Annotated in this window: 22 protein-coding genes and 1 pseudogene; 9 read left to right on the top strand and 14 right to left on the bottom strand. The window is 69.9% G+C overall.

Annotation, left to right across the window (positions count from 1 at the left end; genetic code table 11):
• The first annotated feature begins 6 nt into the window (after nucleotides 1-6).
• From ACIA8F_RS17025 to ACIA8F_RS17015, 3 genes are read left to right on the top strand one after another with little or no spacing between them, the layout of a single operon-like run.
• On the top strand, nucleotides 7-2,964 hold the full coding sequence (locus ACIA8F_RS17025; RefSeq protein WP_399379532.1) for a Z1 domain-containing protein: 2,958 nt from the start codon (nucleotides 7-9) through the stop codon (nucleotides 2,962-2,964).
• A 42-nt stretch (nucleotides 2,965-3,006) separates the two neighbouring features.
• The gene (locus ACIA8F_RS17020) at nucleotides 3,007-3,969 is read left to right on the top strand and encodes a DNA cytosine methyltransferase (protein WP_399379774.1); all 963 of its coding nucleotides are present in this window, start codon (nucleotides 3,007-3,009) and stop codon (nucleotides 3,967-3,969) included.
• A 53-nt stretch (nucleotides 3,970-4,022) separates the two neighbouring features.
• Complete coding sequence (locus ACIA8F_RS17015) at nucleotides 4,023-5,297, top strand: DNA cytosine methyltransferase (RefSeq protein WP_399379530.1); 1,275 nt, start codon at nucleotides 4,023-4,025, stop codon at nucleotides 5,295-5,297.
• Between the two features lie 19 nt (nucleotides 5,298-5,316).
• Here the strand turns inward: ACIA8F_RS17015 and ACIA8F_RS17010 are convergent, their stop codons facing one another.
• From ACIA8F_RS17010 to ACIA8F_RS16985, 6 genes are all read right to left on the bottom strand, one after another.
• On the bottom strand, nucleotides 5,317-6,255 hold the full coding sequence (locus ACIA8F_RS17010) for a DUF6339 family protein (protein ID WP_399379528.1): 939 nt from the start codon (nucleotides 6,253-6,255) through the stop codon (nucleotides 5,317-5,319).
• Between the two features lie 5 nt (nucleotides 6,256-6,260).
• Nucleotides 6,261-7,244 (bottom strand): hypothetical protein, encoded by a 984-nt coding sequence (locus ACIA8F_RS17005; RefSeq protein WP_399379526.1) that lies wholly within the window; start codon nucleotides 7,242-7,244, stop codon nucleotides 6,261-6,263.
• Nucleotides 7,241-9,334, bottom strand: coding sequence for a helix-turn-helix domain-containing protein (locus tag ACIA8F_RS17000; protein ID WP_399379524.1), 2,094 nt, complete (start codon nucleotides 9,332-9,334; stop codon nucleotides 7,241-7,243). Before ACIA8F_RS17000 ends, ACIA8F_RS17005 begins: the two co-directional genes overlap by 4 nt.
• A gap of 129 nt (nucleotides 9,335-9,463) precedes the next feature.
• A complete protein-coding gene (locus ACIA8F_RS16995; protein ID WP_399379523.1) occupies nucleotides 9,464-9,862 on the bottom strand; it encodes a very short patch repair endonuclease in 399 nt (132 codons plus the stop codon).
• Nucleotides 9,859-11,037, bottom strand: a complete 1,179-nt coding sequence (locus ACIA8F_RS16990; RefSeq protein ID WP_399379521.1) for a hypothetical protein — start codon at nucleotides 11,035-11,037, stop codon at nucleotides 9,859-9,861. Before ACIA8F_RS16990 ends, ACIA8F_RS16995 begins: the two co-directional genes overlap by 4 nt.
• A 1,033-nt stretch (nucleotides 11,038-12,070) precedes the next feature.
• Entirely contained in the window at nucleotides 12,071-12,613 is a 543-nt protein-coding gene (locus ACIA8F_RS16985) for a GNAT family N-acetyltransferase (protein ID WP_383948625.1), read from the bottom strand.
• Between the two features lie 187 nt (nucleotides 12,614-12,800).
• Here ACIA8F_RS16985 and ACIA8F_RS16980 point away from each other — a divergent pair, with 187 nt between their 5' ends.
• The 4 genes and pseudogenes from ACIA8F_RS16980 (at nucleotide 12,801) to ACIA8F_RS16965 (ending at nucleotide 14,239) form a co-directional block, all read left to right on the top strand.
• Complete coding sequence (locus tag ACIA8F_RS16980; RefSeq protein WP_399379519.1) at nucleotides 12,801-12,977, top strand: hypothetical protein; 177 nt, start codon at nucleotides 12,801-12,803, stop codon at nucleotides 12,975-12,977.
• A gap of 65 nt (nucleotides 12,978-13,042) precedes the next feature.
• Nucleotides 13,043-13,342: a hypothetical protein gene (locus tag ACIA8F_RS16975; protein ID WP_375949072.1), complete on the top strand. Its 300-nt coding sequence runs from the start codon at nucleotides 13,043-13,045 to the stop codon at nucleotides 13,340-13,342.
• A gap of 74 nt (nucleotides 13,343-13,416) precedes the next feature.
• Nucleotides 13,417-13,638 (top strand): annotated as a pseudogene (locus ACIA8F_RS16970) (class I SAM-dependent methyltransferase); the annotation flags it as partial.
• 184 nt (nucleotides 13,639-13,822) lie between these two features.
• The gene (locus ACIA8F_RS16965; RefSeq protein ID WP_399379517.1) at nucleotides 13,823-14,239 is read left to right on the top strand and encodes a hypothetical protein; all 417 of its coding nucleotides are present in this window, start codon (nucleotides 13,823-13,825) and stop codon (nucleotides 14,237-14,239) included.
• A 51-nt stretch (nucleotides 14,240-14,290) separates the two neighbouring features.
• Here the strand turns inward: ACIA8F_RS16965 and ACIA8F_RS16960 are convergent, their stop codons facing one another.
• The 5 genes from ACIA8F_RS16960 to ACIA8F_RS16940 form a co-directional block, all read right to left on the bottom strand.
• Nucleotides 14,291-15,637 (bottom strand): DUF445 domain-containing protein, encoded by a 1,347-nt coding sequence (locus ACIA8F_RS16960; protein ID WP_399379516.1) that lies wholly within the window; start codon nucleotides 15,635-15,637, stop codon nucleotides 14,291-14,293.
• A gap of 217 nt (nucleotides 15,638-15,854) precedes the next feature.
• Complete coding sequence (locus ACIA8F_RS16955) at nucleotides 15,855-16,631, bottom strand: DUF1707 domain-containing protein (RefSeq protein WP_399379514.1); 777 nt, start codon at nucleotides 16,629-16,631, stop codon at nucleotides 15,855-15,857.
• Nucleotides 16,632-16,748: 117 nt separating this feature from the next.
• A complete protein-coding gene (locus ACIA8F_RS16950; protein ID WP_399379513.1) occupies nucleotides 16,749-17,726 on the bottom strand; it encodes an ATP-binding cassette domain-containing protein in 978 nt (325 codons plus the stop codon).
• A 6-nt stretch (nucleotides 17,727-17,732) separates the two neighbouring features.
• Nucleotides 17,733-18,626: an ABC transporter permease gene (locus tag ACIA8F_RS16945; RefSeq protein WP_399379511.1), complete on the bottom strand. Its 894-nt coding sequence runs from the start codon at nucleotides 18,624-18,626 to the stop codon at nucleotides 17,733-17,735.
• Nucleotides 18,619-19,446, bottom strand: a complete 828-nt coding sequence (locus tag ACIA8F_RS16940; RefSeq protein ID WP_399379509.1) for an ABC transporter permease — start codon at nucleotides 19,444-19,446, stop codon at nucleotides 18,619-18,621. The genes ACIA8F_RS16945 and ACIA8F_RS16940 overlap by 8 nt, the downstream gene beginning before the upstream one ends.
• A gap of 185 nt (nucleotides 19,447-19,631) precedes the next feature.
• Here ACIA8F_RS16940 and ACIA8F_RS16935 point away from each other — a divergent pair, with 185 nt between their 5' ends.
• On the top strand, nucleotides 19,632-22,151 hold the full coding sequence (locus ACIA8F_RS16935) for a transglycosylase domain-containing protein (protein ID WP_399379507.1): 2,520 nt from the start codon (nucleotides 19,632-19,634) through the stop codon (nucleotides 22,149-22,151).
• 49 nt (nucleotides 22,152-22,200) lie between these two features.
• Here the strand turns inward: ACIA8F_RS16935 and ACIA8F_RS16930 are convergent, their stop codons facing one another.
• The 3 genes from ACIA8F_RS16930 to ACIA8F_RS16920 form a co-directional block, all read right to left on the bottom strand.
• Entirely contained in the window at nucleotides 22,201-22,521 is a 321-nt protein-coding gene (locus tag ACIA8F_RS16930) for a DMT family transporter (RefSeq protein ID WP_399379505.1), read from the bottom strand.
• Between the two features lie 203 nt (nucleotides 22,522-22,724).
• Nucleotides 22,725-23,069: a co-chaperone GroES gene (locus ACIA8F_RS16925; RefSeq protein ID WP_243337241.1), complete on the bottom strand. Its 345-nt coding sequence runs from the start codon at nucleotides 23,067-23,069 to the stop codon at nucleotides 22,725-22,727.
• Between the two features lie 46 nt (nucleotides 23,070-23,115).
• A complete protein-coding gene (locus ACIA8F_RS16920; RefSeq protein WP_399379503.1) occupies nucleotides 23,116-23,484 on the bottom strand; it encodes a DUF3618 domain-containing protein in 369 nt (122 codons plus the stop codon).
• Between the two features lie 63 nt (nucleotides 23,485-23,547).
• On the opposite strand from ACIA8F_RS16920, the gene bcp reads away from it, so the two are divergent.
• Entirely contained in the window at nucleotides 23,548-24,015 is a 468-nt protein-coding gene (bcp, locus tag ACIA8F_RS16915) for a thioredoxin-dependent thiol peroxidase (RefSeq protein ID WP_399379501.1), read from the top strand.
• The last annotated feature ends 159 nt before the right edge of the window (nucleotides 24,016-24,174 follow it).

The following is a 24,174-nucleotide window of genomic DNA, read 5'->3' as shown; positions in this document are numbered from 1 at the left end:
TTCCCGATGACAGGCAACGACACCCTCAGGCTCGCATTGCACGGCGCCGTGCTGGCCGACTTGGACGGCAGCAAGCCCAAGAACTTGGCCCGCGCTCTGGTCTATCAAGCCGAAGACATGGATCCCGATGCCGGGGCATTCGCCTCCGAGGGCGATTTCCAGTCGGCCTTGCGGGACGCCAGAGCCACCGACCAGCTGGTCGAATTGTGGCGCCGCCAGCTCGCCAAGTGGGACTACGCGGAGCGTCCCGCCTGGGGGGATACGGTGGCGCGAACAGACGAGCGCCGCAGCGAGATTTACCGCCTGCTCAAGCTGGAAGACGCCACCTGCAAGCTGCTCGACGAGCTCATCCCCGTCCCCAAGACCGCCGGTCCCCTCGTGATCAGCGAGACGTTCAAGCCGTGGTACACCCCGGAGTCTCAGCGGAGCCGCCCTCACTATTGGCCGGCGTACCGCAAACTCCTCGCCGACAAGGGATGGCCCCCGCACGCCATCGCCAGTCTCGATATCGCGACGGACCAGGTGGTCGAACGGCTGGCCGACCCCACGGACGAGGAGGTCTACCAATCGAAGGGCCTCGTCGTCGGGTACGTCCAGTCCGGGAAAACCGCCAACTTCACCGGGGTCGTGGCCAAGGCCGTCGATGCCGGATACCGCCTGGTGATCGTCCTCGGGGGCACGCTCAACATGCTGCGAGCCCAGACCCAACGCCGTCTCGACATGGAACTCGTGGGGCGGGAGAACATCATGCGCGGGGCCGACGAAATGGAGTCGGACTACGCGGACGACCCGGCCTGGAAGGCCGGCAAGTTCATCACCTTCGGCGGCATGCCGTCAGCGCTGGGGGCCTTCGACATCGTCCGCATGACGACGCGGAAGAACGACTACAAGAGTCTCCTCCAAGGCATCACGGCTCTGGAATTCGAGAAGCGAGAGCCGGCGCTCCCGCTGTACGACCGGGAGAACCTTCACCGCTCGTCCGCGAGCCTCATGGTGGTCAAGAAGAACAAGACCGTATTGGCCAAGCTCGTCAAGGACCTCGGCAAGATCAGAACGCCGCTCTCCGAAATCCCCGTCCTGATCATCGACGACGAGTCGGACGAAGCCTCCGTCAACACGTCGAAGCCCGATGCGGCTCAGCGCAGCGCCATCAACGAGCAGATCTCCAAGCTCCTGAAGATGCTGCCCCGGGCCCAATACGTGGGCTACACCGCCACACCGTTCGCCAACGTCTTCGTCGACCCCAGTGACACCGAGGACATCTTCCCCAAGGATTTCATCATCTCCCTCCCCCGCCCCGACGGGTACATGGGGGCGCGAGACTTTCACGATCTGGACTCCGCGTTGGAGGCCGGCGAGCTCACTTTCGCCAACTCCAACGAGAAGGCACACGTGCGCGACATCGTGGACGATGCCGACGACGACACCTGCATGCAGCAAGCAATGGACATGTTCGTCCTGAGTGCGGCGATGAAGCTGTATCGAGAGGACCTGGGGGGCCTCGGAGACGGATTCTTCCAGCACCACACGATGCTGATCCACGAGTCGGTACGAACCCATGTACATCGGTCCTTGCACGAGCGGGTCCTCGGGTTGTGGCACGAATCCGGCTACACGGGACCTCAGGGCCACGCTCGGCTGCGCCACTTGTTCGACACCGACGTCTCCCTGGTCTCCGCCGTGCGGTCCGACGGGCATGCCGTCCCCGCCTCCTACGACGAACTCCTGCCCTACGTGGGACCTGCGGTCGTCCGCATCGGCGGCGACGAACAACCGATCATCGTCGTGAACGGCGACCAGGACCTCGAAACGGGCGAGGCCGACTTCGACAAGCGCGCGATCTGGAAGATCCTCATCGGTGGCCAGAAACTCGCCCGTGGCTTCACGGTCGAGGGACTCACCGTGTCCTTCTTTCGGCGCCGGGCCGGTAACGCTTCCACCCTCATGCAAATGGGCCGTTGGTTCGGATTCCGAAAGGGATATCGAGACCTCGTCCGCCTATATCTCGGCCGAAAGGAAACGATCGGAGGGTCTGAATTCGATCTTTACGACGGCTTCCAAGCAATCTGCCGGGACGAGGAGGCGTTCCGATCGGAGCTGGAACGCTATTCCGAAATGGTCGACGGGCGCCCTCAGATCACCCCCGACCAGATCCCGCCGCTCGTCTCACAACATGCGCCGTGGCTGAAGCCGACGAGTCCGAACAAGATGTACAACGCCCGGCTGGAACTCGTCCGATCTGCCGGCCGCTGGGAGGAGCCCACGGCCTATCCCCAGAAGGGCCTGGAAAACAACACGGCCCTGTGGTTGCCCGTCTTGGAGAGCCTGGGCGAAGTGCCCGCGACGTACGCCTACCACTTCCCGCAAGAGGGCACCACGCACCGGTTCCCGGCGCTGACCGGCACCGTGCCCGCCGAGGCGATGCTTTCGGTGTTCCAGCAGTTGCGCTGGGAGACCGCCGAACCCTTCGATCCTCACCTCCGCTACCTCGAGGAGATCACCAGGGCCACCCCCGGCAAGATCGACGACTGGCTCGTCCTCGCCCCCCAGCACCTGGCCTCCGACAGCAAAACCTTGAGGCTCGGCGCATCGGGCCGCAGCTACTCCTGGTTCTCCCGTGACCGCCGCAAGGACCGGCATCCTCTGTTCGGCGCCATCAGCGACCGGAAGCACCGTGGAGTCGCCCATCGGATCGCGGGCGCCCTCCCGAATTCCGGCGACGCCGCAACGGAGAAACTCGTGGGGGAGCGCCGCGGCGCGCTCGTCCTCTATCCGGTGCTCGAGCGGCATCACCGCGCGTCCATCGACTCCGAGGGTCGCATCGGCGCGGACAAGGTCGTCATCGCTTTCGCCTTCGTCGCCCCGGCAACCGCGCAGAGCGCCAACGGTCGGGTTGTCCAATTCACGACGGTCTCTTCGGCGGCGAGTGCGATCATCGACAGGGCGGAGATCGACAAGGGCTGATCCGGGAGTCGAGGGGCGGTACGCGTGACGGTCGTGGAACGGATGCGATCCGTGGACGTCTGCTCGGGCGCCGGCGGTCTCGCGCTGGGCCTGGAGCAGGCGGGGTTTGACCCTGCGCTGCTTCTCGACAATCGGGACGTGGCCGTCGAGACGCTCAGGTGGAACCGGCCTCACTGGAAGGTTCTGGAGACGGACCTCCTGGGCTTCGACCCCTGCGAGCACCAGCAGACGTACGACGTCGACCTACTGTCCGCGGGTCTGCCCCGCGTGAAGGCCACGGCCACTGCCGGTCGACGTAACAGCGACGTCGAGCTCGAACTGCTGCGCGCCACCATGATGCTCATGCACGGAGTGCAGCCGAAGGCCCTGCTCGTCGAGAACGTGCCCGACCTGGCAACCAAGCCGGCCTACGAGGCGATCCGCGACTATGTGGCCGCGGAACTCTCCCACCTCGGCTATCGGCACAGGTGGCTCGTGATCAACGCCGCCGACTACGGGGTGCCCCAGATGCGACGTCAGGGCATCCTGGTCGCGTTCAAAGGCGATGGTCTCGACGCGTTCGTCGAACCGCTCGCGACCGTGAACAGACACCTCTCGGTGGGCGAGGCCCTGGTCGAATCGATGGCCCGGCGGGGCTGGCCCGATGCCGCGCGATGGGCGGCGCAGGCCGTCGATCCGGCCCCGACCCTTGTGGGCGGGTCCTGGGCTCGGGGAGGAGCCGATTTGGGTCCTACGGGGTCCAAGGGCGCCTGGGCCCGCATGGGCGTTGACGGAGGGACCGTCGCCGATGACGTACCCGACGAGGCTTTCCGCTGGGATCCGGCGCTCGGCCGACGCGGAATGATGCCGTTGACCGTCGACCAAGCCGCCCTGTTGCAGGGATTCCCACCCGAGTGGCGCATCGCCGGTCGCAAGACGGCTCGATATCGCCAGATCGGCCATGCTTCACCGCCTCCCGTGGGCCGCGCCCTCGGTACCGCCATCGCCTCCGCGCTGCGCGCCTGACCATCATCGAACCCCTGCAATACGACCGACACCGGTGACTACACTTGACCCTCATGAGCAAGAACCAGCCCCAGTCGTCTCAGCCCGGAGAGATCCGGGTCATGGACCTATTTGCCGGGGCTGGTGGCTTTTCCGCTGGTTTCGCCGGATACAAGCCGAGCGGTGTGAGCCCCTTCAGGTCGGTCGCGGCAGTGGAGTTCGACCCAGCGGCGGCCTCCACCTACGCGGCCAACTTCGGTGATTCACACGTATACCCGGATGACATCGCGCACTTCGACGCAACCCCCTACAAGGGCCAGGTCGACGTGATCATGGGCGGGCCTCCGTGTCAGGGCTTCTCCGGGCTCGGCAAGCAGAACCCGGACGACCCCCGAAACGAGTTGTGGCAGGAGTACGTCAAGGTGGTGGCCAAGGTCCACCCCAAACTGTTCGTGATCGAGAACGTCGACCGCTTCCTGAGGTCTCCCCAGTTCGACGACCTCCGAACGGCCTCCGAAACGCCGGGGCACCCCCTGTACGACTACACCGTGGTGCCGGCGATGATGAACGCTGCCGACTACGGGGTCCCGCAGGCTCGCCGCCGCGTGATCGTGATCTGCACGCACAAGGATTTCGGGGCCCCGCTCCGGCACCCCGAGCCGACGCACACGAAGAACGGGCCGGTGATCGATGCCGATCCCGCACAGGAATCGCTCTTCGAAAGGTCTGCGTTCAGGCCTCGCTGGGAACCCGTTTCGAAGGTTTTCGGTACGTCCGCCAAGCGCCCCCTCCTAGAGGAGATGCCCGGACCTCGGGGCGGGGGGAAGGCGCTCGTCGACGGCGTGCCCGGGCACTACCTCACCACGGATCTCCATTTCCGCCGCAACCCCGAGAGCCTGTCCCGCGCGAGGTATATGGCGATCAAGAAGAACGGAAACCGGAACGACCTGCGCGGAATTTTCTACCGCATGGATACGGCAGGCGATATCCACCTCTCCACGGATGCCGGGTACGCCGAACTCGAGGGAGAAGAGACCTATCTTTCGACGCCGAGCTGGGACAATCACAATTCCGGGTCAGGTGACGTGATGGGGCGTCTGCGGATGCACACGCCCTCCGTCACCATTCGCACGGAGTTCTACAAGCCGGAAAAGGGGCGCTATCTCCACCCCACGGCGGATCGCCCCATCACCCACTACGAGGCGGCCCTCATTCAAGGATTCCCGCCGAAATTCAAGTGGTTCGGGACGAAGGTTCAGATCGCCCGCCAGATCGGCAATGCCGTACCCGTCGGCCTCGGCTCGACCCTGGCCGAGGCCATCCACACCTACCTGGCACCGCGCATGTGAAACGCCGGTACCGGCGTTCTCACGCACGGTCCGATGGCTTGGCGAGGCTCACGCCGGCCGAGACGGGCTCCGCGAGGCTCTTCTTCCTCGTCCCCCTGTCGCGCAATGGGGCCTCGGCCAGGAGCCGGTCGAAGATCGGAACCAACGCATCGACAGAGGCCTGCCGCACCGTTCCGTCCTCGGGGCCCTCCGGCAGCCGCTCCCAAGGGACCGCTGCTGCGTGCTCCGACTCGTCGATCCAGTCGCGAAGGGCATCGATCTCCGGTCCTCCGTCGGGAGCGAGCACCTCGTAGACCAATGTACTGCCGGCCGCGTTCACCGCAGCCGACAGAGCATTGACCTGATCCGCCATACGCCGCTCCCCCGCAGCCAGCCGCCTGCCGAGAATCTTCAAGATCGCCTGTGCCGTCGGACGGTGATCGATGACGTCGAGGCGCATGGTCGTCTGGAGCACGTCCTGCAGGCGGCAGGCGACCTCGACCGGACGGTAGTCCGATCCGTCCCGAAAGAGCTCGGCCACCCACCACAGCCGCGAGAAGGCCTGCGTGTAGTGCGGGCCCGAGAAACGGGTGACGGTCGCCGCGCCCTGCCCCGCGTCGGTGTCCGACCGGCGATGCCGCCAAGCGACGTAATCCGGTGCCACGACCATGGCCAGGTGGTTCCACAGCCGGTTGTCCGCGGCCTCGGCACGTGTCATGCGCAGCGTCGCGTGCAGGCGCGGGGCCAACCACCCGTCCGCCGCTGCCCGGTTGCCTTCGTGTCGGATCATCGCCTGCTCCACGAGGTCACGTACCGGCGCCGTACGCCAGCGAGAGGCACGCGCAAGTTCCTCGGATGCTTTGCGCAGGGCAATCTGCGGCGGTGTGGCCTGGCCGGTCTGCACCGCGCGGCTCAGATGCTTGGCCACCGCAGCATCGGACAGGAGACCCAGTGTCAGGGGAAGATCCTCACGGTTCACGCCTCTCACCTGGAGACACCCGTCCCTTCCTCGCCGTGCACCGAGCGCACCGCGTTGGTCAGATTCCGCGTCGTGCGACTGCGGCGTCCCGCAGCGAACTGCACACCCGTCTGGACCTCCGCCCAGCCGTGTCCCTTCGTACGCCGTTCGGTGAGTTCGTACAGGGCGTCGGTGAGTTGCCGGCCGGGCAGCACGTCGGGAAGCATCACGCGGAGAACCGCCTCTCGCCAACCGGTGGGCATCAGCGGGGTCCCGTCCTCGTCGACGTCCAGGTCGCTGATCGCGGTGTGGAACATCGCCGTCCAGGCATCCTGCGCGATCTGACTCGCGCTGAGCTCACGCAGGGTCCTCACCGCGGTATTTCCCCCGGTGCCGGCGAGCGCCTCGATCAGTCCTTCCACGGCGCCCGTGTTGAGGTAGACGGTGGGGATCTCCCCCGCGGTCTCGACGATCCACGCGGATTCCTTGTACGGCCGCAGCCACTCGTGCGGGCCTTCCTTGAAGTCCACCTCGACGATGTCGATCTCACGCTGCCGGACAGGCACGGAAGCCTTGAGGTCGACGGCCCAGTCCTCCGTTGAGACACCGACCAGACGGCCCGGAACGCCGCCGACGGTCGCGACCACGAGGACGCTCAGCGTCGCACGGCTGACGTGGCACGCCCTGTCCAGCTCGATCGTTCCCTGCATCGTCCCGTCCGCGCCCCGCAGAAGAACCGTCGCGGAGCGCGTATTGGTGGCCTTCTCCGAGAGGACCGCGAGAAAGGCGACATCCGACCACGGCCCCGAGAGGAGTTCCTCGTTCGGAGCCGTGACGACGACCCGGAGCCTGGCACGGTCCCATTCGTCCCGCCCGGACCGGTGCAGGGCCACTGCCCGGTCCGCAGCGGAAATCATGGCGTATGGAAGCTCCGTGCCGTCGACGGAGACGGAAACGACCTTCAGATCGATGTCTCCGAAGATCGTCGGGTAAGGAAACACCGCGGTCAATTCACACCCCCGCGCGCCTTCTGGACCTCCACCACGAGACGGGCGAACCCGCCGTGCACCGGGTGGGTGCGCGGATCGGTCACACCATGGAACACGGCGGTGCGCACCCCTGGGTCGACCACCAGATCGCCCGCCTCCACACGACAGTCGACGGACGCGACGAGCTCGGCCCAATCGACCACAGGTCTGCCACCGGAGCGCACGTCGAACTTCGCCACCGGCGTCAGCAGCCAGGGGTCTTCCGCATCAGGCAGCTTGATCTCCACGGTCATGTTCCAAGCTCCGGCATCGTCGACGCGCGCATCGACGCTCTGGACCACGGGAAAGCTCTGCGTCCTCCGTTGCGCCGCTGCCGGCACGCCCAACTTCAGGAGGTCCCTCAACACCGCAGGGCCTCGGGCTCGGTTGACGTCCCGCCTCCCCACGAGGCCGCGTACCGCCTTGTCCACGTCACCGCGAAACTCCTTGAGACGGCTGACGGCGCCACGCTCGTAGAGGGACGTCAGTTCCTCGGTACGGTCCCAACGGTCGTGCTCGGGCGGCTCGGAAGCCCGCAGGAACGCCTCGGCAAGGTCCACGTCCTCACCCATGCGATCCGTCGCGTACCCGGCGAGGAGGACCGCCTGGAACGGCGTGGTGCCGAGTGGCAACTCGCGCGGCCTGTGTTCCGTGATGGTCATGCGGTTGCCACGCATGCAGACGACACGGCTGTGCTTCTCATCCGTATCGGCCGCCGGCGTGAGCAACAGGACCGCGCGGTGCTCCCTGCCCTTGTCACGCGCCCGCCCTTGGCCCTTTCGGGGCGTCACGATCAGCGGGACCTCCACACGGGCCACCTGTTCGGCTGATGTGAGCACATCCACCACCCTGCCGTCGAGGTGGCACTGCAACGCTCGGCACAGGGCCGGATGTCGGGAATGCGGGTCGACTCGTTCTTCCCCGATGACCACGTGGCCGTTGCGCAGGGCGCTCACCCGGACGTCCAACAGCGGGCCCGCGTCCCGTCCTCCGATCATGGCTGCCCAGAACCCGTCGGCAAGTGAGCGGACCAACTTCTCGTGGAGGTCCTGAAGCTCTTCCGCGTCTCCCGAGGCATCATGCGCGCCCACCACGAGGAAGGACGTGCCAGGAGCCTCGTCCCTCCTTTCGAGATGGAGGCTGCGGACCACGTCCCCGCTCGCCCACCAGGAGCGCGACACGTCCTTGTGGGCAGGTTCGGAGTCGGGCTCGCCGAACCACGCCGGGCCCGCGAACGCCTCACCTCCCACCTGCCTCCAAGGCAGATCCAACCGTCCGATGACACGTCGCTCCGTACGCCCTTCATACGGCTCGGAGAGGGTGGAGTTGATCAACACGAGGCCGAAGCGACTCGCGGCCCACAGCGTGGCCTTCCCCAGCCCGTACGACCCGCCCGCCCGACCACCGGCCTCCTTGTGGCTGTCGAGCTGACGCCTGACCACGGCGGCGAAGCGCCCGTCCTGATACTCGGGGCCGGTGAGGCCGTTGGCGTTGTAGTCGTCGACGCGGAGCAGGAGAAGGGATTTCCGCGTCTCCAGATCGTCCAGTGCCGCCCGCAGACTCCTCGAGACCTTCTGCTCGGCCGACGCCGCTTGGTCGTAGTGCGGTCGCAGATCCTCCCAGCGCAGAGCAGCGAGGAAGTCCGTCAGGAACTCTCCGCTCAGTTCGTGCAGGGTGTAGTGCATGCGCACGGGAGCACTCGGGTCGTGGCGCTCGTCGAGAGAGTTCTGGGTCGCTTCCCGGGCCAGCACCGACATGTCTGCATCGAAGGCGAAGGTTGCGGCGTTCCCGTATTCACGGCCTCCGTCGGCGTGGGCCGGACGATGGTGCCAGCGTCGGGGGTGTTCAGGTGAGACAGCGGTGGTTCGGCTGGGCACCGACGCGGCATCGATGCCGAACAACTCGGCGAGAGCGCGCTTGGTCTCGTCTCGCGGCCCGCCCCGTCCATTGACCCACGCGGAGAGCACCGCCCGAGTCAGCCCCAGCCGATCACCAAGATCGGATTGCGTCATGTCCATGCGGCTCAACTGACGCGAGAGCCACGGACCGAACTCCTCGCCCGGCTGCTCCATGCGTCTTCCTCCGCTGGTCAGGGTCGCAATTGTGTGGGTCACGATCACCCTAACAGCGGAGTTTTGACGAGTCAGGCGATGTCAAATAGCGGTGACGGTGTGGGCTCACCCAGGGGTCGCGGCAGCCCGTCACCGCCCGGCGGACGCGCGGGCGACACGCCGTTCCTCGACTGCTCGTGCAATGCGGACGGCGGCTTCATCCGGACTCTCGTGTTCCCACACTCGGAGTGAGAGCCAGCCGGACTCGGCGAGGCGTGCGTCGGTGTCACGGTCGCGCGCCCGGTTGCCCTCGATCTTGGACCGCCAGAACTCGGCATTTCGTCGGGGCCACGTCGCGTGATCGGGACATCCGTGCCAGAAGCACCCGTCGACGAAGACGGCGACCTTCGTGGGCCCGAACACGATGTCGGCTTCGCGTCGCACTCCCCTCGCCGGCCGACGATGGACTCGATAGCGCAAGCCCGCCGCGTGCAAGGCCCGCCGCAGGGCCATTTCGATCCCGGTGTCCTTGCTCTTCTGCCGGCTCATACGAGCACGGTCGCCTGGCGTGCTCTCAAGGGCTTCCACCTCGTCATTGTCACGCCACGGGAAGCTCCAGTTGAACGTGGCCGCGGGCCAGGGCTGTGGGTGGGGTGGGGCGGGTGGTGGTCAGGGTGAGGAGGGTGCGGAGGGCTGCGATGACCTCCGCCGGGGTTGTCTCGCATCATCGAGGGGGTGGCGCTGACCACCAGGATGCCGTGGGACTCCAGGCGGAGGCGGCGGTGGAGGGTGGCGTGCCAGGAGTCGCGGGTGTAGTGGTACTCCGCCGAGTCGATCTCCAGGGCCACGCCCTCGTCGGGCCAGTAGGCGTCCGGGCTCGCCAGGAACGTGCCGTCCGGGGTGTGGAGGCGGGCGTTCCACAGGGGGGTCGGGAGGTCCGTGGCCGAGAGGGTGTCGCGGGCCTGGGCCTCGGCGACCGAGCGGACGCCGGCGAGGAGTTCCGCGGCCGCGGCGCGGATCGCGGGTCGGGTCAGGAGGCGGGCGGCACGGAGTTCGGCGTGCAGGTCCTGAGGGTGGCACCAGCCGGACTGGACGACCTGCGCGAGGACCGAGCGGATCCGGTGCGCCGGCTCCCCGGTCCGGGCCGCGAAGTCGGCGGCCGCGCGCACCGGGCGGGTGCTCGGGATGCCGGACACGGTGATGGTGCGGGGCCAGCGGGTCGTCGGGAAGGGCCGCACCTGCGGTGCGCCGGTGAGCTTGCGCGGGGCGCGGATCAGGACGTCGGCCGGCTCGTACGGGGCTTCGCGGATCCCGAGCAGCGCGAGGGCCGCGCCCCCGGTGAGGGCGGCGGTGTCGCCGGAGAGCGGGTCGGAGCCGGGCTCGGCGGCGTAGAGGACGGCGGCGAGGGCGCGCTGGCGCTGGTCCGGGGGGCCGGTCTGGAGGAGGTAGACCCGCGGCAGCAGGCGCTGCCAGGGCCCGCCGGGGCGGGTGCGGGAGGTAATCGTGCCGGGTGGGATGCCGGCGGTGGTGGTGAGTTGGTGGCGCGTGGCCAGGTTGAGCTGGCGGCGGGCGGTGGAGGCGGGCGTGGGTTTGGGGGTGGGAGCGGAGGTGGGGGTGGATGTGGGGATGGGTTTAGGCGTGGGGGTGAAGGTGGATTTGGGGGTGGAGGCGGGCGCGGGATTGGGGGTGGGCCGGGAGGGTGGGCCCGACCGGGAGGCGGGCACGGGATTGGCGGTGGACCGGGAGGGTGGCCCCGACCGGGAGGCGGGCACGGGATTGGCGGTGGACCAGGCAGGCGGCCCCGACCGGGAGGCGGGCACGGAGCGTGGAGGGTGTGCCGGGTGCGTGGCCGTTGCCGTGTGGGTGGGGTGGGTGGGGCGTGTGGTGGGGTTCATGCGCCCGGTATGCCCCGCTCGAGTGGATCGGACGCCTCGCCGGAGGATCTTTCGAAGCTGCCGGCCGGGCGCCTGGGGGTGCGTGTGCCGAGCCGTTCAGTGACGCGTCGCATGGCATGACACGGCATCACGTGGCATGGCATGGCTACCGGGCCCGGTCCCGCTGGGGGAACGCGGTCGAGGAACTCGCCTCTCCGGTCCGCCGGGCCGGTAGGCCGAGGAATGGCGGCGTGCATCCCCTCTCCGGATGGGCACGGGCGCTCTTCGGAGGAGAGGGGCGACTCCCAGCGGGCCGCGGCCCGATGCAGTTCGGGACGCACTCTGCGTAGGACCGGCAACGGCTCGTGGAGGACGGGGCAGCTCATGCAGGGCGGGGCAGCTCTCGTTGGGCCGCTGGCCGATGCCGATGCTGTACGGGGCGGGGGCCCGCAGAGGACGGGGACAGATCCCGGCGGACGGGGGCCGGACGCCGATGCCATTCCGGGGCGGGCCACGCAGAGCCGGGACAGCTCCCAGCGGGCCGCGGGCGGATGTCGGCGCCGTTCCGGATGGCGCTCTGGGGAGCACGGGGCGGCTCTCGGCGGGCCGCGACCCGATGGCGGTGCCGTTTCCCGGATGGCGCCCCGCAGAGGGCGGGGCGGCTCCCTATGGGCAGCCGCCGGATGCCGGTTTCGCTCCGGGCGGGCCGGGGGTTGGGCAGGCCGCAGCGGGCGGCGTACGGGTGCCCGCGCCGATCCCGGCAGGCCGGGGCGTCCGGGGCCGCGGACGGGCAGGGCTGCGGCGGGTCGCATCGGGCGGCGTACGGGTGCCCGCGCCGATCCCGGCAGGCCGGGGCGTCCGGGGGCCCGGACGGGCCGCCCCGTCAGGCCGCCCGGTTCGGGTGGTCCGGGGAGAGGAAGACGATGACGCCCGTCTCCGTGCCGGGGAGGGGGGTGACCTCGTGCCAGCCCAGGCGGCGGTACGTGGCCACCGTGTTCTTGGCCAGGCGGCTGGTCAGCAGCCAGGCGCGGCGGTCCGGGGCGTCGGTGGTGATCTCCGTGAGGAGGTCCCGGGCGGCGCCGCGGCCGCGCGCGTAGGGGCGTACCGCCAGTTCGTCTATCTCCAGTGCCCCGGTGAGGAGCTCCTTCACCCGGGCCGAGCCGAGCTGCGCGGCGACCTGCGCGTACGCGCGGTTCTTCGGGAAGGCCACCGGGGTGACCCAGCCCGTCGCGAAGCCGTCGATGCCGGTGGCGGACTGGATGAAGGCCGTACGGAAACCACGGCGCCGGGCGTCGGCCGGCAGGCGGGCGGCGAACTGGCGAATGGTTTCTTCGTCTTCGTTCCACGGCGGGGCGGAGAAGACGTCGGCGTAGGCGTCGACCAGTTCGTCCGCGAGGTCGAGGACGGCCTGTCCGTAGCAGATCACGGTGTCCTGGCTCCTGATGTGGGTGGGTGGGGAGGGAGGGGCGGAGGTGGTTTGCCCCTTTGGGTGGGAGATTGAATTTATGCCCATCGGGTTCCCTGAACAGACATCGCGCGGATCCGGCGAGTGTGCGACAAATCCCCTCGGCGCGGTCCGTGTCGGGCGGCCGGGCGGCCGCGTTGAGCAGCGCGTGGACAGACTGCTTCGGGCCGCCGGCGGGGCCGGGCTCGCGTTCCTGCTCGTGTTGGGAGTGGTGGCGGTGCTGCCGCGCGGGGTACGGGACGCGGTGCCGGATCCGGTGATCGGCGGGGCCGTACTGGTGTTGGGCGCGGTGGGGGCCCGACGGGTGGTCAAGGGGTCGAGTTAGCCTCGGGGGCGAATGGGTGTGCGCGGATGAACCGATGAACCGATGATGTGAGGGAGTTGGACAGCATGGCACGGGTTCCGAGCTCTGCAGTGGCGGCCGCCGGTCTGGTCGGGGGGTACGCCGTCGCACGGTGGACCAAGAAGCGGCCGCTCGGCGGTGTCGTGCTCGGCGCCGCGGGCATCGTCGCCGGGCGGGAGTGGCACAAGCGCGGGGGCGCCCCCGCGGCGGCCGGGCTCGGCGCGCTGTACCTCGCCGGGTTCGCCGGTGCGCACCCGCTGGCGAAGAAGGTCGGCGCCTGGCCGGCGGTCATCGGCGCCGCGGGCGTGGTCGCCGCCGCGTCCTGGGCCGTCGCCGACCGGGGCTGACGCCCCCGGCGGGCGGCAGGGGCTGACTCCCCTGGCGGCAGGGGCCGCCCCGGATTCGTGCCAGGATCGCCGGTATGCCTGAGCGCGCGCTGAGCTTCGGAGCGATGGCGGAAGCCTACGAGCGGTTCCGGCCGGGGTATCCCGCGGAACTCTTCGACCTGGTGCGGGAGTACGCGGGCCGCCCGGTGGAGACCGCCCTCGAAATCGGTGCCGGGACGGGCAAGGCGACCCGCCTGTTCGCCCGGCGGGGTGTGGCGGTCACCGCGACCGAGCCCGACGCGGCGATGCTCGCCGAGCTGCGCAAGCAGGTCCCGGCGAACGTGAGGACGGTGCAGGCGGCCTTCGAGGACCTGCGCCCGGGCCGGGGGGGACGGGCAGGGGTACGGACAGGAGTACGTCCGGGAGCACGGACGGGAGTACGCGCTGGTCTACGCGGCGGCCGCGCTGCACTGGACGAGACCGGCGGGCCGGTGGGCGCGGGTGGCCTCCCTCCTGGAGCCCGGGGGCGTCTTCGCCTCGTGCGGCGGACCGGTCCAGCCGGCCGATCCCGCCGTCGAGGAAGCCGTACGCACGGCACGGGCTCCGTTCCTGGAGAGCGACGAGGTTCCCTCCCCGGACGGGACGCCGCCCGGCCACGACATGCAGTGGCCGGGTACGGAGCTCCGGCAGTCCGCCCTGTTCACCGATGTCCGGCAGGTGGTGATCGGCCGCCGCCTGACGATGAGCGCCGGCGAGTACCTCGGCCACCTGTCCACCGTCTCGGCCTATCTCGTCCTGCCGCCCGTGGTGAGGGAACGGGTGTTCCGCCGGATCGCGCAGGTCCTGCCGGCGCGGGTCGAGATCGCCGCCGACATCACCGTCCATCTCGCGCGTCGACGCCACGAGCACGAGCCGTAGTACCGCCCCCAGCACCGCCCCGAGTACGGCCGAGCCGCAGAGCCCGCCCCGCTACGCGCCCAGCGCGCGCGACACCGTGTAGATCAGGAGGCCCGCAAGGGCGCCGACCACCGTGCCGTTGATGCGGATGAACTGGAGGTCGCGGCCGATGTGGGCCTCGATCTTGCGCGAGGTGTGTTCCGCGTCCCAGCCGGCCACCGTGTCCGTGATGAGGGAGGTGATCTCCGCGCGGTACGTGGTGACCACGTAGACCAGCGCGCCCTCGATCCAGCCCTCCACCTTGGCCTGGAGCCGGCCGTCCGTGGCCAGCCGGGCGCCCAGGGACATCAGCGAGGAGCGGACCCGCAGGCGCAGCGCGCTCTGCTCGTCCTCCGCAGCCGAGATGATCATCGAGCGGACCGCCGTCCAGGTGGAGGCGATCACGTCCTGGATCTCCTCCCGCTGCAGGATCTCCGACTTCAGGCGCTCCACGCGTGCCCGCGTCTCCGTGTCCGACTGGAGGTCCGCCGCGAAGTCCGCGAGGAAACGGTCCACTGCCCCGCGCGCCGGGTGCTCCGGCATGTCCCGCATCTCCTGGACGAAGCGGAGCAGTTCCTTGTAGACGCGGTCGCCGATCTTGCGGTCCACGAACCTCGGGGTCCAGCCCGGGGCCCCGCCCTGCACCGCCGCCTCCACCGATTCGGCGTGGGTGACCAGCCAGTCGTACGCCCGCGCGCACACCAGGTCCACGACCCGGCGGTGGCCGCCGTCCGCGACGACCTTCTCCAGCGTCTTGCCGATCCCCGGCGCGATCTCCGCCGTCTCGGCGCGCCGCGTGATCGCCTCCCCTACGACGGCCTGCACATCGGAGTCCCGCAGGACCGTCAGCGCCCCGCGCAGGGCCGTGGCCAGCTCCGCCGTGACCCGGTCGGCGTGTGCGGGCTCGGCCAGCCAGGCGCCGAGCCGGCCGCCGATGCCCAGGGCGTGCAGCCTCGTGCGCACCACGTCGGCGGAGAGGAAGTTCTCCCCGACGAACTCCCCGAGGGAGACCCCGAGCTGGTCCTTCTTCGTCGGGATGATCGCGGTGTGCGGGATGGGCAGGCCGAGCGGCCGCCGGAACAGGGCGGTGACCGCGAACCAGTCCGCGAGCGCGCCGACCATGCCCGCCTCGGCGCCGGCCGCGACGTACCCGGCCCAGCCGCCCGCGCCCGCGTGCTCCGCCCACTTCGCGGCCACGTAGATCAGCGCGACCAGGGCGAGCAGGCCGCTGGCGGTCCGCTTCATCCGGCGGACGCCGCGCCGGCGCTCCTCGTCCGCCTCGCTGAAGACGAACCCGCCGCGTGCCGCGGCCCCGGTCGACGAGGCGGTCGCCGAAGGCGCGGCCTCCTCCGCCGTAGCCGTCGTGCTGCCCTGCTCCACGTGCTCCTGCCTTCCCCCGGGCGACGGTTTCGTCCGCAATGCGTCCGACTCCCTAGCATCCGACTCCCGGGACGCCCGGGGAGTTCCCGGCGCGCCGTACTGGTCCCCCGTCTGTGGACCGCGGCCCACCTGCGACCGACCGGCCCTCCGACCGACTGACCGGCCCTGCGACCGACCGGCCTTCCGACCGACCGGCCCTGCGACCGACCGGCCGCCCCTACAGCTCCTTGCGCGGCTTCTGCTTCGGGACCGCCCGCTGCTTCGGCGGTTTCACCTTCACGTCGACCCCGCCCCAGAAGGCGAGGCCCGTCACGATCACCCGCGGAGCCCCCGGTTCCACCGGGCCGGGGCTGACGTGCTGGTCGAAGCCGCCCATCACGCCGATGCCCCGTACGTCGACCTCCACACCCGGCGGCACGGTGATCTGGATGCCGCCCATGATGGCGACGCAGTTGATCACGACCTCGCGCTGCTCGAAGTTCGCCTCGCGCAGGTCGATGTCACCGCCGCCCCAGAACGCCACCGCGTGGAACCGGGCGGGTACGGTCCAGTTGCCCTTGCGCTGGAAGCCCGACATGACCGCCACGGCCATGGAAGGACCGCCCGCCGTACTTCCGCCGCCCACGATCCGGGCCGGCCAGGCGGCTGCCGAGCCCGCCGGCCCCGCCTTCGTCAGCCCGACCGGAGCCCCCGGGGTCACCGGCGCGGCCGCGATCGGAGCCGTCGCGCCGAGCGCGGGCAGATCGCGCGTCAGCGGTTCGAGTTCGGCGTACGTACGGGACCGGTACGCCGCGTCCAGCCGCTCCTCGAACTCCTCCATGTCGAGCCGGCCCTCGGCGACGGCATCCCGCAGCCGGTCCACAACCCGCTCCCGGTCGGCGTCGGAAGCCCGCAGCTCCGGCAGCGGGGCCGGGGCCGGAGCGGGTCCTCCGTGCAACGCCGTCTCCGACTGCGCCTTCTCGGGCAACGGCTTCTCGGGCCGCTCATCACTCATACGGACCAGCGTATGCAGTCACCCCGGAGAGCGGTACGCCCCGAACCCCCCTCGGGCTCAGGGTTGTCCCTGATTTAACCCCCGGCCCCACCGACCCCGGCCCCGCCGACCCAACCCCTACCCCCGCCCCGCATACATCCGGGCGATCACGTCCTCGATGTCCGGCTCCCGCACCGACAGGTCCAGCAGGGGGTACTCCGCCGCCACCGCCGCCACCAGCGGAGCCGCCGAGGCGCGGGCCGGGAAGGCCAGCCACTGGCGGGCGCCCTCCACCTTGACCACCCGCGCCCCCGCCACCTCGATGGGCGGGAGCTCCCGCTCCAGGTCCACCACCAGCGTGCGCTCGCTCGCCGCCGCGCCGTCCGCGGCTCCCGCCGTGTGCAGTCCGCCCAGCGAGCCGTCGTACACGAGCCGCCCGTGGTCAATCACCATCACCCGCTCGCACAGCTGCTCGATGTCCTGGAGGTCGTGCGTGGTCAGCAGCACCGTGGTGCCGAGCTCCTCGTTCAGCTGCCGCAGGAAGCCCCGTACGCTCGCCTTGCTCACCACGTCCAGGCCGATCGTCGGCTCGTCCAGGTACAGCACGTCGGGGTCGTGCAGCAGCGCCGCCGCGATGTCCCCGCGCATCCGCTGCCCGAGCGAGAGCTGCCGTACGGGTACGTCGAGCAGCGCGGCGAGGTCGAGCCGGTCCACGCAGCGCTCCATGTTCTGCGCGAACCGCGCCGCCGGGATCCGGTACATCCGCCGCATCAGGGCGTACGAGTCCTTCAGCGGAAGGTCCCACCACAGCGTCGTGCGCTGCCCGAAGACCACGCCGATCCGGTGCGCGAGACGCATCCGCTCCCGTGCCGGGTCGATGCCGGCGACCCGCAGCCGGCCGCCGCTCGGGGTGAGGATGCCGGTCAGCATCTTGATGGTGGTCGACTTGCCCGCGCCGTTGGGCCCGATGTAGCCGACCATCTCGCCCCGGGCCACCTCGAAGGTGATCCCGTCCACGGCTCTGACCTGGCGTTTCTCCCGGCGCACCAGGCCCACCCGGCGCCGTACGTCGAAGACCTTCTCGACCTCGTGCAGTGAAATCAGCGCATCCGGCACGCCTGCTCAGCTCCCCGTGCTGCGGTACGAACGGACCCCGGCGCGCCAGGCCAGCGACGCGGGGAGGAACACCACGAAGGCCACCAGCGGGCTCGCGTACGCCACCCACCCCGGCAGCCCCAGCGGATCGGGCCGGCCCAGCACGTAGAGCGCGGGCAGCCAGTTGACGAAGGCGAGCGGCACGATGAAGGTGACCCCGCGCAGGAGGTCCTTCGCGAAGACGGTCGGCGGGTACTGGAGCATGGTGCAGCCGCCGTAGGTGAAACTGTTCTGCACCTCGGCGGCGTCCCCGGCGAGGAACTGGAAGGCCGCGCCGCCCACCATCACGGCGCCGAAGATCGCCGCCCCGGCGGTGATCATCACGGGCAGCATCAGCACCTTCCCGGCCGTCCAGTGCAGCTGGTCCAGCTCCGAGACGGCCCACCCCAGCACCGCGAGCCCCTGCCCGATCCGCCCGAGCCGGCGCAGCGCGAAGCGGTCGGCCGCCACCTGGGCGAGCACCGGGACCGGGCGGACCAGCATGGTGTCGAGGGAGCCGTCGCGGATCCGCGTGCCGATCCGGTCGGTGTTGCCGAGCAGCAGGTCGGCCAGGCCCAGGGAGGCCGAGCAGGACCCGTACAGCAGGGCGATCTCGGGCAGCGTGAAACCGCCCAGCTCGTCCACGTGCGAGAACATGATCATGATCGCGACGAAGTCCAGGAGCGTGATCGCCGCATTGCCGAAGGTGGAGAGGAAGAAGGACGTGCGGTACGTCATCGTCGACCGGATCCACATCGCGGCGATCAGCCGGTAGCCGCGCAGTCCTTCCAGGACCCGGCTGCGCCGCGGGAGGACGAACTCCGGCTCCGCATGCGCCGGCACGGGCCTCCCGACACCGCCCTCCGCGATCCGCTCAGCCACCCTGGACCACCACCTTCCGCGTCGCGGCCGACTGCACCAGCCGGCCCAGCCCGAGCAGCACCACGGCCCACGCGCCCTGGAAGCCGAGCGCCCCGGCCGTACGCGCGGCCCCCGCGCCCCCGCCGAGCAGGACGTCCACCGGCACCTGGAGCATCGCCGCCCAGGGCAGGACGCGGACGAACTCCCCGAAGCCGCCCGGGAACACGGTCAGCGGCAGCAGCATTCCGGAGCAGAAGATGGAGACGACCGTGGCCATCATGTTGATCCCGGCCCCGTCCATCAGCCAGAAGGCCGCCAGCCCCAGCAGGTAGCGCAGCGCGAAGCTGACGACGAGCCCGAGGAGCACGGAGAGCAGGAAGAGCAGCCAGCGCAGCGGGGCGGTGGGCAGCGCCAGGTGGAAGGCGAGCCCGCCGATCACCAGCGGTACTACGCCGCGGCCCAGGAGTTGAAACGCCGCCCGGCCCAGATCACCCGCGAGCCACCACGTCTGGAGATCGGCCGGCCGGTACAGGTCGACGGCGATGTCACCCGTACGGACGCGTTCCTGGAACTCCTCCTGGAAGCCGCCGCCGATCAGCGCCCCGGCGGCGAGCAGCGCCTGACTGACCCACATGAACGTGAGGGCTTGGGACTGGTCGTAGCCGCCGAGCCCGGGCCGCTCGTCCCAGAGCGCGATGTACGTGTAGGCCAGGATGAAACCGAACACGGTGTTGGTGAACACCCCGGCCGCGGTGGCGGTCCCGTAGGTGGCGTACCTGCGAAAGCCCCCGGCCGCGACCGCCCCGTAGAGCCCGGCTCGTCCCACCACCGGCTGGCGCACCCCGCCCCTCCGTTTCCCAGGTCGTTGCTGCGTCGTTCCTACGTCGGCCAAAGGGCGCGAGCTTAGTGCGGAGGGGCGATCCACGCGAACGAATTACGCCCGTCCGGAGCGGAAGCGGCGGCCATCGGGTAGACAGCATGAGGTACAGATGTGGATATTTCGTACGGCGCCGAGGAGTCCCGGAGATGAGCGACCCGTCACCACCGCCCGGCTGGACGCCTCGCGATCCCGACACCCCCGACGGGCAGCAGGCTCCGGGCGCCGGTGCGCCCCCGCCATCCGGAGAGCAGGTACCCGCCGGGAACGCGAAGGACGCCCAGGGCGCGAAGAACGCCCAGGCCTCGATGGACGCCAAGAGCGCGAAGAAGGCGGAGAGACAGCGGGCGAAGGCGGCGAAGAAGGCCAAGCGCAAGCGCACCGGCTGGCGCCGGCTCCTCCCGACCTGGCGCATGCTGCTGGGCGCGTTCCTGCTGTGCGCCCTGCTCGTCTGCGGCGCCCTCGTCGCCGGGTACCTGCTGGTCCACATCCCGCCCGCCAACGCGGCCGCCACGGCGCAGTCGAACGTCTACCTCTACACCGACGGCACCCAGCTCGCCCGTGACGGCGAGGTCAACCGGGTCAACGTGCCGCTCTCCCAGATCCCCCTGACCGTCCAGGAGGCCGTACTGGCCGCCGAGGACCGCGACTTCCACTCCGAACGGGCGGTGGACCCGGCGGCGATGCTGCGCGCCGCGTGGAACACCGCGACGGGCAAGGGCACCCAGTCCGGATCGACCATCACCCAGCAGTACGTCAAGAACTACTACCTGGGCCAGGAACAGACCATCAAGCGGAAGGTGAAGGAGTTCTTCATCGCGATCAAGCTCGGTCGCGAGAAGTCGAAGAACTACATCCTCGAGGGGTACCTGAACACCAGCTACTTCGGCCGCAACGCCTACGGCATCCAGGCCGCCTCCCAGGCCTATTACGGCAAGGACGTCGGCAAGCTCACCACCGCCGAGGGCGCTTACCTCGCCACCCTCCTCAACTCCCCCAGCGCCTTCGACGTGATCGCCCACCCCCAGGGCCGCGGCCGCGCCCTCGCCCGCTGGAACTACGTGCTCGACGGCATGGTCAAGAAGGGCTGGATGACGCCCGCCGAACGCGCCGCCACCCAGTTCCCCGAGCCCGGCAAGGTCCGCCCGGCCGCCGGCCTCTCCGGACAGCGCGGCTACCTCGTCGAGGCCATCAAGGACTACATCGTCGAGAACAAGATCCTCGACGACAAGACCCTCGCCGAGGGCGGCTACCGCATCACCACGACCATCGACAGGACCCGCCAGACCGCCATGGTCGACGCCGTCAACGACAAGATGGTCAGCAAGCTCGAACCCGACAAGCGCAAGGCGGACCGCGTCGTGCGCACCGGAGCCGTCTCCATCGACCCGGGCACCGGCAAGGTCGTCGCCCTGTACGGGGGCATCGACTACACCAAGCAGTACGTCAACAACGCCACCCGGCACGACTACCAAGTGGCCTCCACCTTCAAGCCGTTCGTCTTCGCCTCCGCCGTGCAGAACGACTCGCACACCCAGGACGGCCGCACGATCACCCCGTACACCATCTACAACGGGGACAACAAGCGGCGCGTGGTCGGCACCCGCATCCCCTACGCGCCGGAGAACGAGGGGCAGGTCAGCTACGGCAACATCACCGTCAACACCGCCACCGACCTCTCCGTCAACACCGTCTTCGCCCAGATGGTCGTCGACGTCGGCACCGACAAGGTCAAGCAGACCGCCATCGCCCTCGGCATCCCCGAGAACACCCCGAACTTCGATCCGGGACCGGCCATGGCGCTGGGCACGATGCAGGCCAGCGTCCTGGACATGACCCAGGCCTACGCGACCCTCGCCGAGCACGGCCGCCACATCCCGCACACCTTCGTCGAGAAGATCACCAAGGCCGGGGACACCGTCCCGCTCCCGCCGCGCGACCCGGCCCAGGCCGTCAGCCGCGAAGCCGCCGACACGACCACGTCCATGCTGGTCAGCGTCGTGGACAACGGCACCGGCACGGCCGCCCTGGCCGCCGGCCACCCGGCCGCCGGCAAGACGGGGACCGGCGAACTGGACCGCTCGGCCTGGTTCGCGGCGTACACCCCGAACCTGGTCACGGTCGTCTCGATGATGGGCCAGGACCCCGACACCGGCTCCCTGGAACCCCTCTACGGGGCCCTGGGCGAAGCACGCATCAGCGGTGGCGGCTACCCGGCCCGGATCTGGGCCCAGTACACGAAGACGGCCCTGGCGGACACCGACCCCGTGGACTTCGACCTGGAGCTCATGCCGGGCGCCAACCGGCCCCCGCAGCCCCCGCCCGTGGACCCGAACCCGAGCCAGTCCCCGGCGGAGACCCCGGGAGACCGTCCCTCGGGCCGGCCGGGCCGCCCGACGCGGACCCCGTCGACGGGCGGCCAGACCACCGGAGGCCGGACGGACGGCGGCCAGAGCACCGGAGGCCGGACCGACGGCGGCCGGACGGACGGCGGTCAGACCACCGGAGGCCAGACCACGGGCGGCCAGACCACCGGGGGTCAGACCACCGGCGGCCAGAACACGGGTGGCCAGACCACCGGAGGAGGCCAGACCGAAGGCGGCACCACCACGGGCACCCAGGGCGGCACGACCGAGGGCCTGCGCCCACCGGCGGACCTACTGGAGTAGCCCGGTAAACCGGTGACTCAGCTACTCAGCTACTCAGCGACCCGGTGACTCAGTGACCGGAGGTCGCCTTCAGCCCCACGACGGCGGCCAGCAGCAGACAGATGAAGAAGATCCGGGCGGCGGTGACGGGCTCCCCCATGGCGACCATCCCGACCACCGCCGCACCGGCCGCACCGATGCCGACCCACACGCCGTACGCCGTGCCGATGGGCAGGGTCCTGACCGCGATCGACAGCAGCACCATGCTCGTCACGATGCCGGCGCCCGTGAACACGCTCGGCCAGAGCCGGGTGAATCCATCGGTGAACTTCATGCCGATCGACCAAGCGACTTCGACCAGACCAGCGACGATGAGCAGAACCCAGGCCATGACAGGCACCTCCGGGACGAGAGCGGAACGGGGTGCGTCGTCTTGTCATGCAGCCATCGGCAACAGCGCGACAGCCACCCGGTACGGCGCGTCTCGTCGGGGGTTCCTCCCCACCGTAGCAAAACCCGACGAAAAGGGCCGGTGACGATGGTCACCGGCCCTCGGCCCTTCCCAGCTCTGCGCAGGGCTACAGATCGCGGGCCCTACAGATACAGCCCCGTGGAGTCCTCCGACCCCTCCAGCCGCTCCGCGGCCACGGCGTGCAGGTCCCGCTCCCGCATCAGCAGGTACGTCGCCCCGCGCACCTCCACCTCGGCGCGTTCCTCGGGGTCGTAGAGCACCCGGTCCCCCGGCTCGACCGTCCGTACGTTCTGCCCGACCGCGACCACCTCGGCCCAGGCCAGCCGCTTGCCCACCGCGGCCGTCGCCGGAATCAGGATGCCGCCGCCGGAGCGGCGCTCGCCCTCCGGCGAATCGGACTTCACGAGCACGCGGTCGTGGAGCATGCGGATGGGCAGCTTGTCGTGGGTGGTGGTGTTCTCGCTCACGGGGCGAACCTACCCGCCCGCACCCGCACCGCACCCCGCAGGGTCATCAGCGCTTGCGGCGCGCCGACATCACCAGCAGGCCCACGACTCCGACCGCGAGCAGGGCGACCGGCACGATCCGCTCGACGCGCGGGGTGCCGTCCTCGTGACGCAGTCCGTCACCGGCATCGGTCACGAGGCGGTTCACCGTCGCCACCGCGCGGCCGACGACGTGGTCGACGTTGCCGACCACCTTCGCCTTGGCGTCCCCGACGATCGTCTTGGGGTGCAGGCGCACCCCGATCTCGTCGAGCGCCTCGGCGAGCTGCTCGCGGCGGCGGACGATGTCCGCCTCGATCTGTGCGGGGGTCCTGGCTTCCGGCACCGCGCTGCCTCCGTCGTCGTGGTCGGTCCCTTGGCGGGCGTAGCCCACCATGAACAGTCTGTCAGCAGCTTAGTCTCGACACCGTACCGATCCCCTCCCGAGGAGACTGTGAGAATGAGCGAGCGACTTGAGCCGGGCGACATCGCCCCCGCCTTCACCCTGCCCGACGCGGACGGCAACGAGATCTCGCTGGCCGACCACAAGGGCCGCAAGGTCATCGTGTACTTCTACCCGGCCGCGCTGACGCCCGGCTGCACGAAGCAGGCCTGCGACTTCACGGACAACCTCGCGGTCCTGGCCACCGCCGGCTACGACGTCATCGGCGTCTCCCCCGACAAGCCGGAGAGGCTCGCGAAGTTCCGCGAGCAGGAACACCTGAAGGTCACCCTGGTCGGCGACCCCTCGAAGGAGGTCCTGACGGCGTACGGGGCCTTCGGCGAGAAGAAGCTGTACGGCAAGACCGTCACCGGAGTCATCCGCTCCACGGTGATCGTCGACGAGGAGGGCAAGGTCGAACGCGCCCTCTACAACGTCAAGGCCACCGGCCACGTAGCCAAGATCATCAAGGACCTGGGCATCTGACCCCGCCCCCTCCCCCGAGAACGGCCCGCACCCGAAAAACGGTGCGGGCTGCTCCGTTTATCGGGGGACTGTAAAAGAAACGGTGTAACTCCGATCATGGAGGATTGCACCTGTGACCAGCGAGAACATAGCTATAGCGCCTGAGGCTGGGGCCTCGTC

This window comes from Streptomyces sp. NPDC051563 (assembly GCF_044454225.1).
In the GTDB taxonomy this organism is placed as follows: Bacteria; Actinomycetota; Actinomycetes; order Streptomycetales; family Streptomycetaceae; genus Streptomyces.
Note: the sequence above shows the minus strand (reverse complement) of the source record. Positions and strands in the feature narration are given on the sequence as shown.

Bases quoted from the DNA above. Each gene is read 5' to 3' on its own strand.
- ACIA8F_RS17025 (WP_399379532.1), top strand. From the start codon at position 7: ATGACAGGCAACGACACCCTCAGGCTCGCATTGCACGGCGCCGTGCTG.
- bcp (WP_399379501.1), top strand. From the start codon at position 23,548: ATGAGCGAGCGACTTGAGCCGGGCGACATCGCCCCCGCCTTCACCCTG.
- ACIA8F_RS17015 (WP_399379530.1), top strand. From the start codon at position 4,023: ATGAGCAAGAACCAGCCCCAGTCGTCTCAGCCCGGAGAGATCCGGGTC.
- ACIA8F_RS16920 (WP_399379503.1), bottom strand. From the start codon at position 23,484: ATGGTGGGCTACGCCCGCCAAGGGACCGACCACGACGACGGAGGCAGC.
- ACIA8F_RS16930 (WP_399379505.1), bottom strand. From the start codon at position 22,521: ATGGCCTGGGTTCTGCTCATCGTCGCTGGTCTGGTCGAAGTCGCTTGG.
- ACIA8F_RS17020 (WP_399379774.1), top strand. From the start codon at position 3,007: ATGCGATCCGTGGACGTCTGCTCGGGCGCCGGCGGTCTCGCGCTGGGC.
- ACIA8F_RS16935 (WP_399379507.1), top strand. From the start codon at position 19,632: ATGAGCGACCCGTCACCACCGCCCGGCTGGACGCCTCGCGATCCCGAC.
- ACIA8F_RS16955 (WP_399379514.1), bottom strand. From the start codon at position 16,631: ATGAGTGATGAGCGGCCCGAGAAGCCGTTGCCCGAGAAGGCGCAGTCG.
- ACIA8F_RS17000 (WP_399379524.1), bottom strand. From the start codon at position 9,334: ATGGAGCAGCCGGGCGAGGAGTTCGGTCCGTGGCTCTCGCGTCAGTTG.
- ACIA8F_RS16975 (WP_375949072.1), top strand. From the start codon at position 13,043: ATGGCACGGGTTCCGAGCTCTGCAGTGGCGGCCGCCGGTCTGGTCGGG.
- ACIA8F_RS16995 (WP_399379523.1), bottom strand. From the start codon at position 9,862: ATGAGCCGGCAGAAGAGCAAGGACACCGGGATCGAAATGGCCCTGCGG.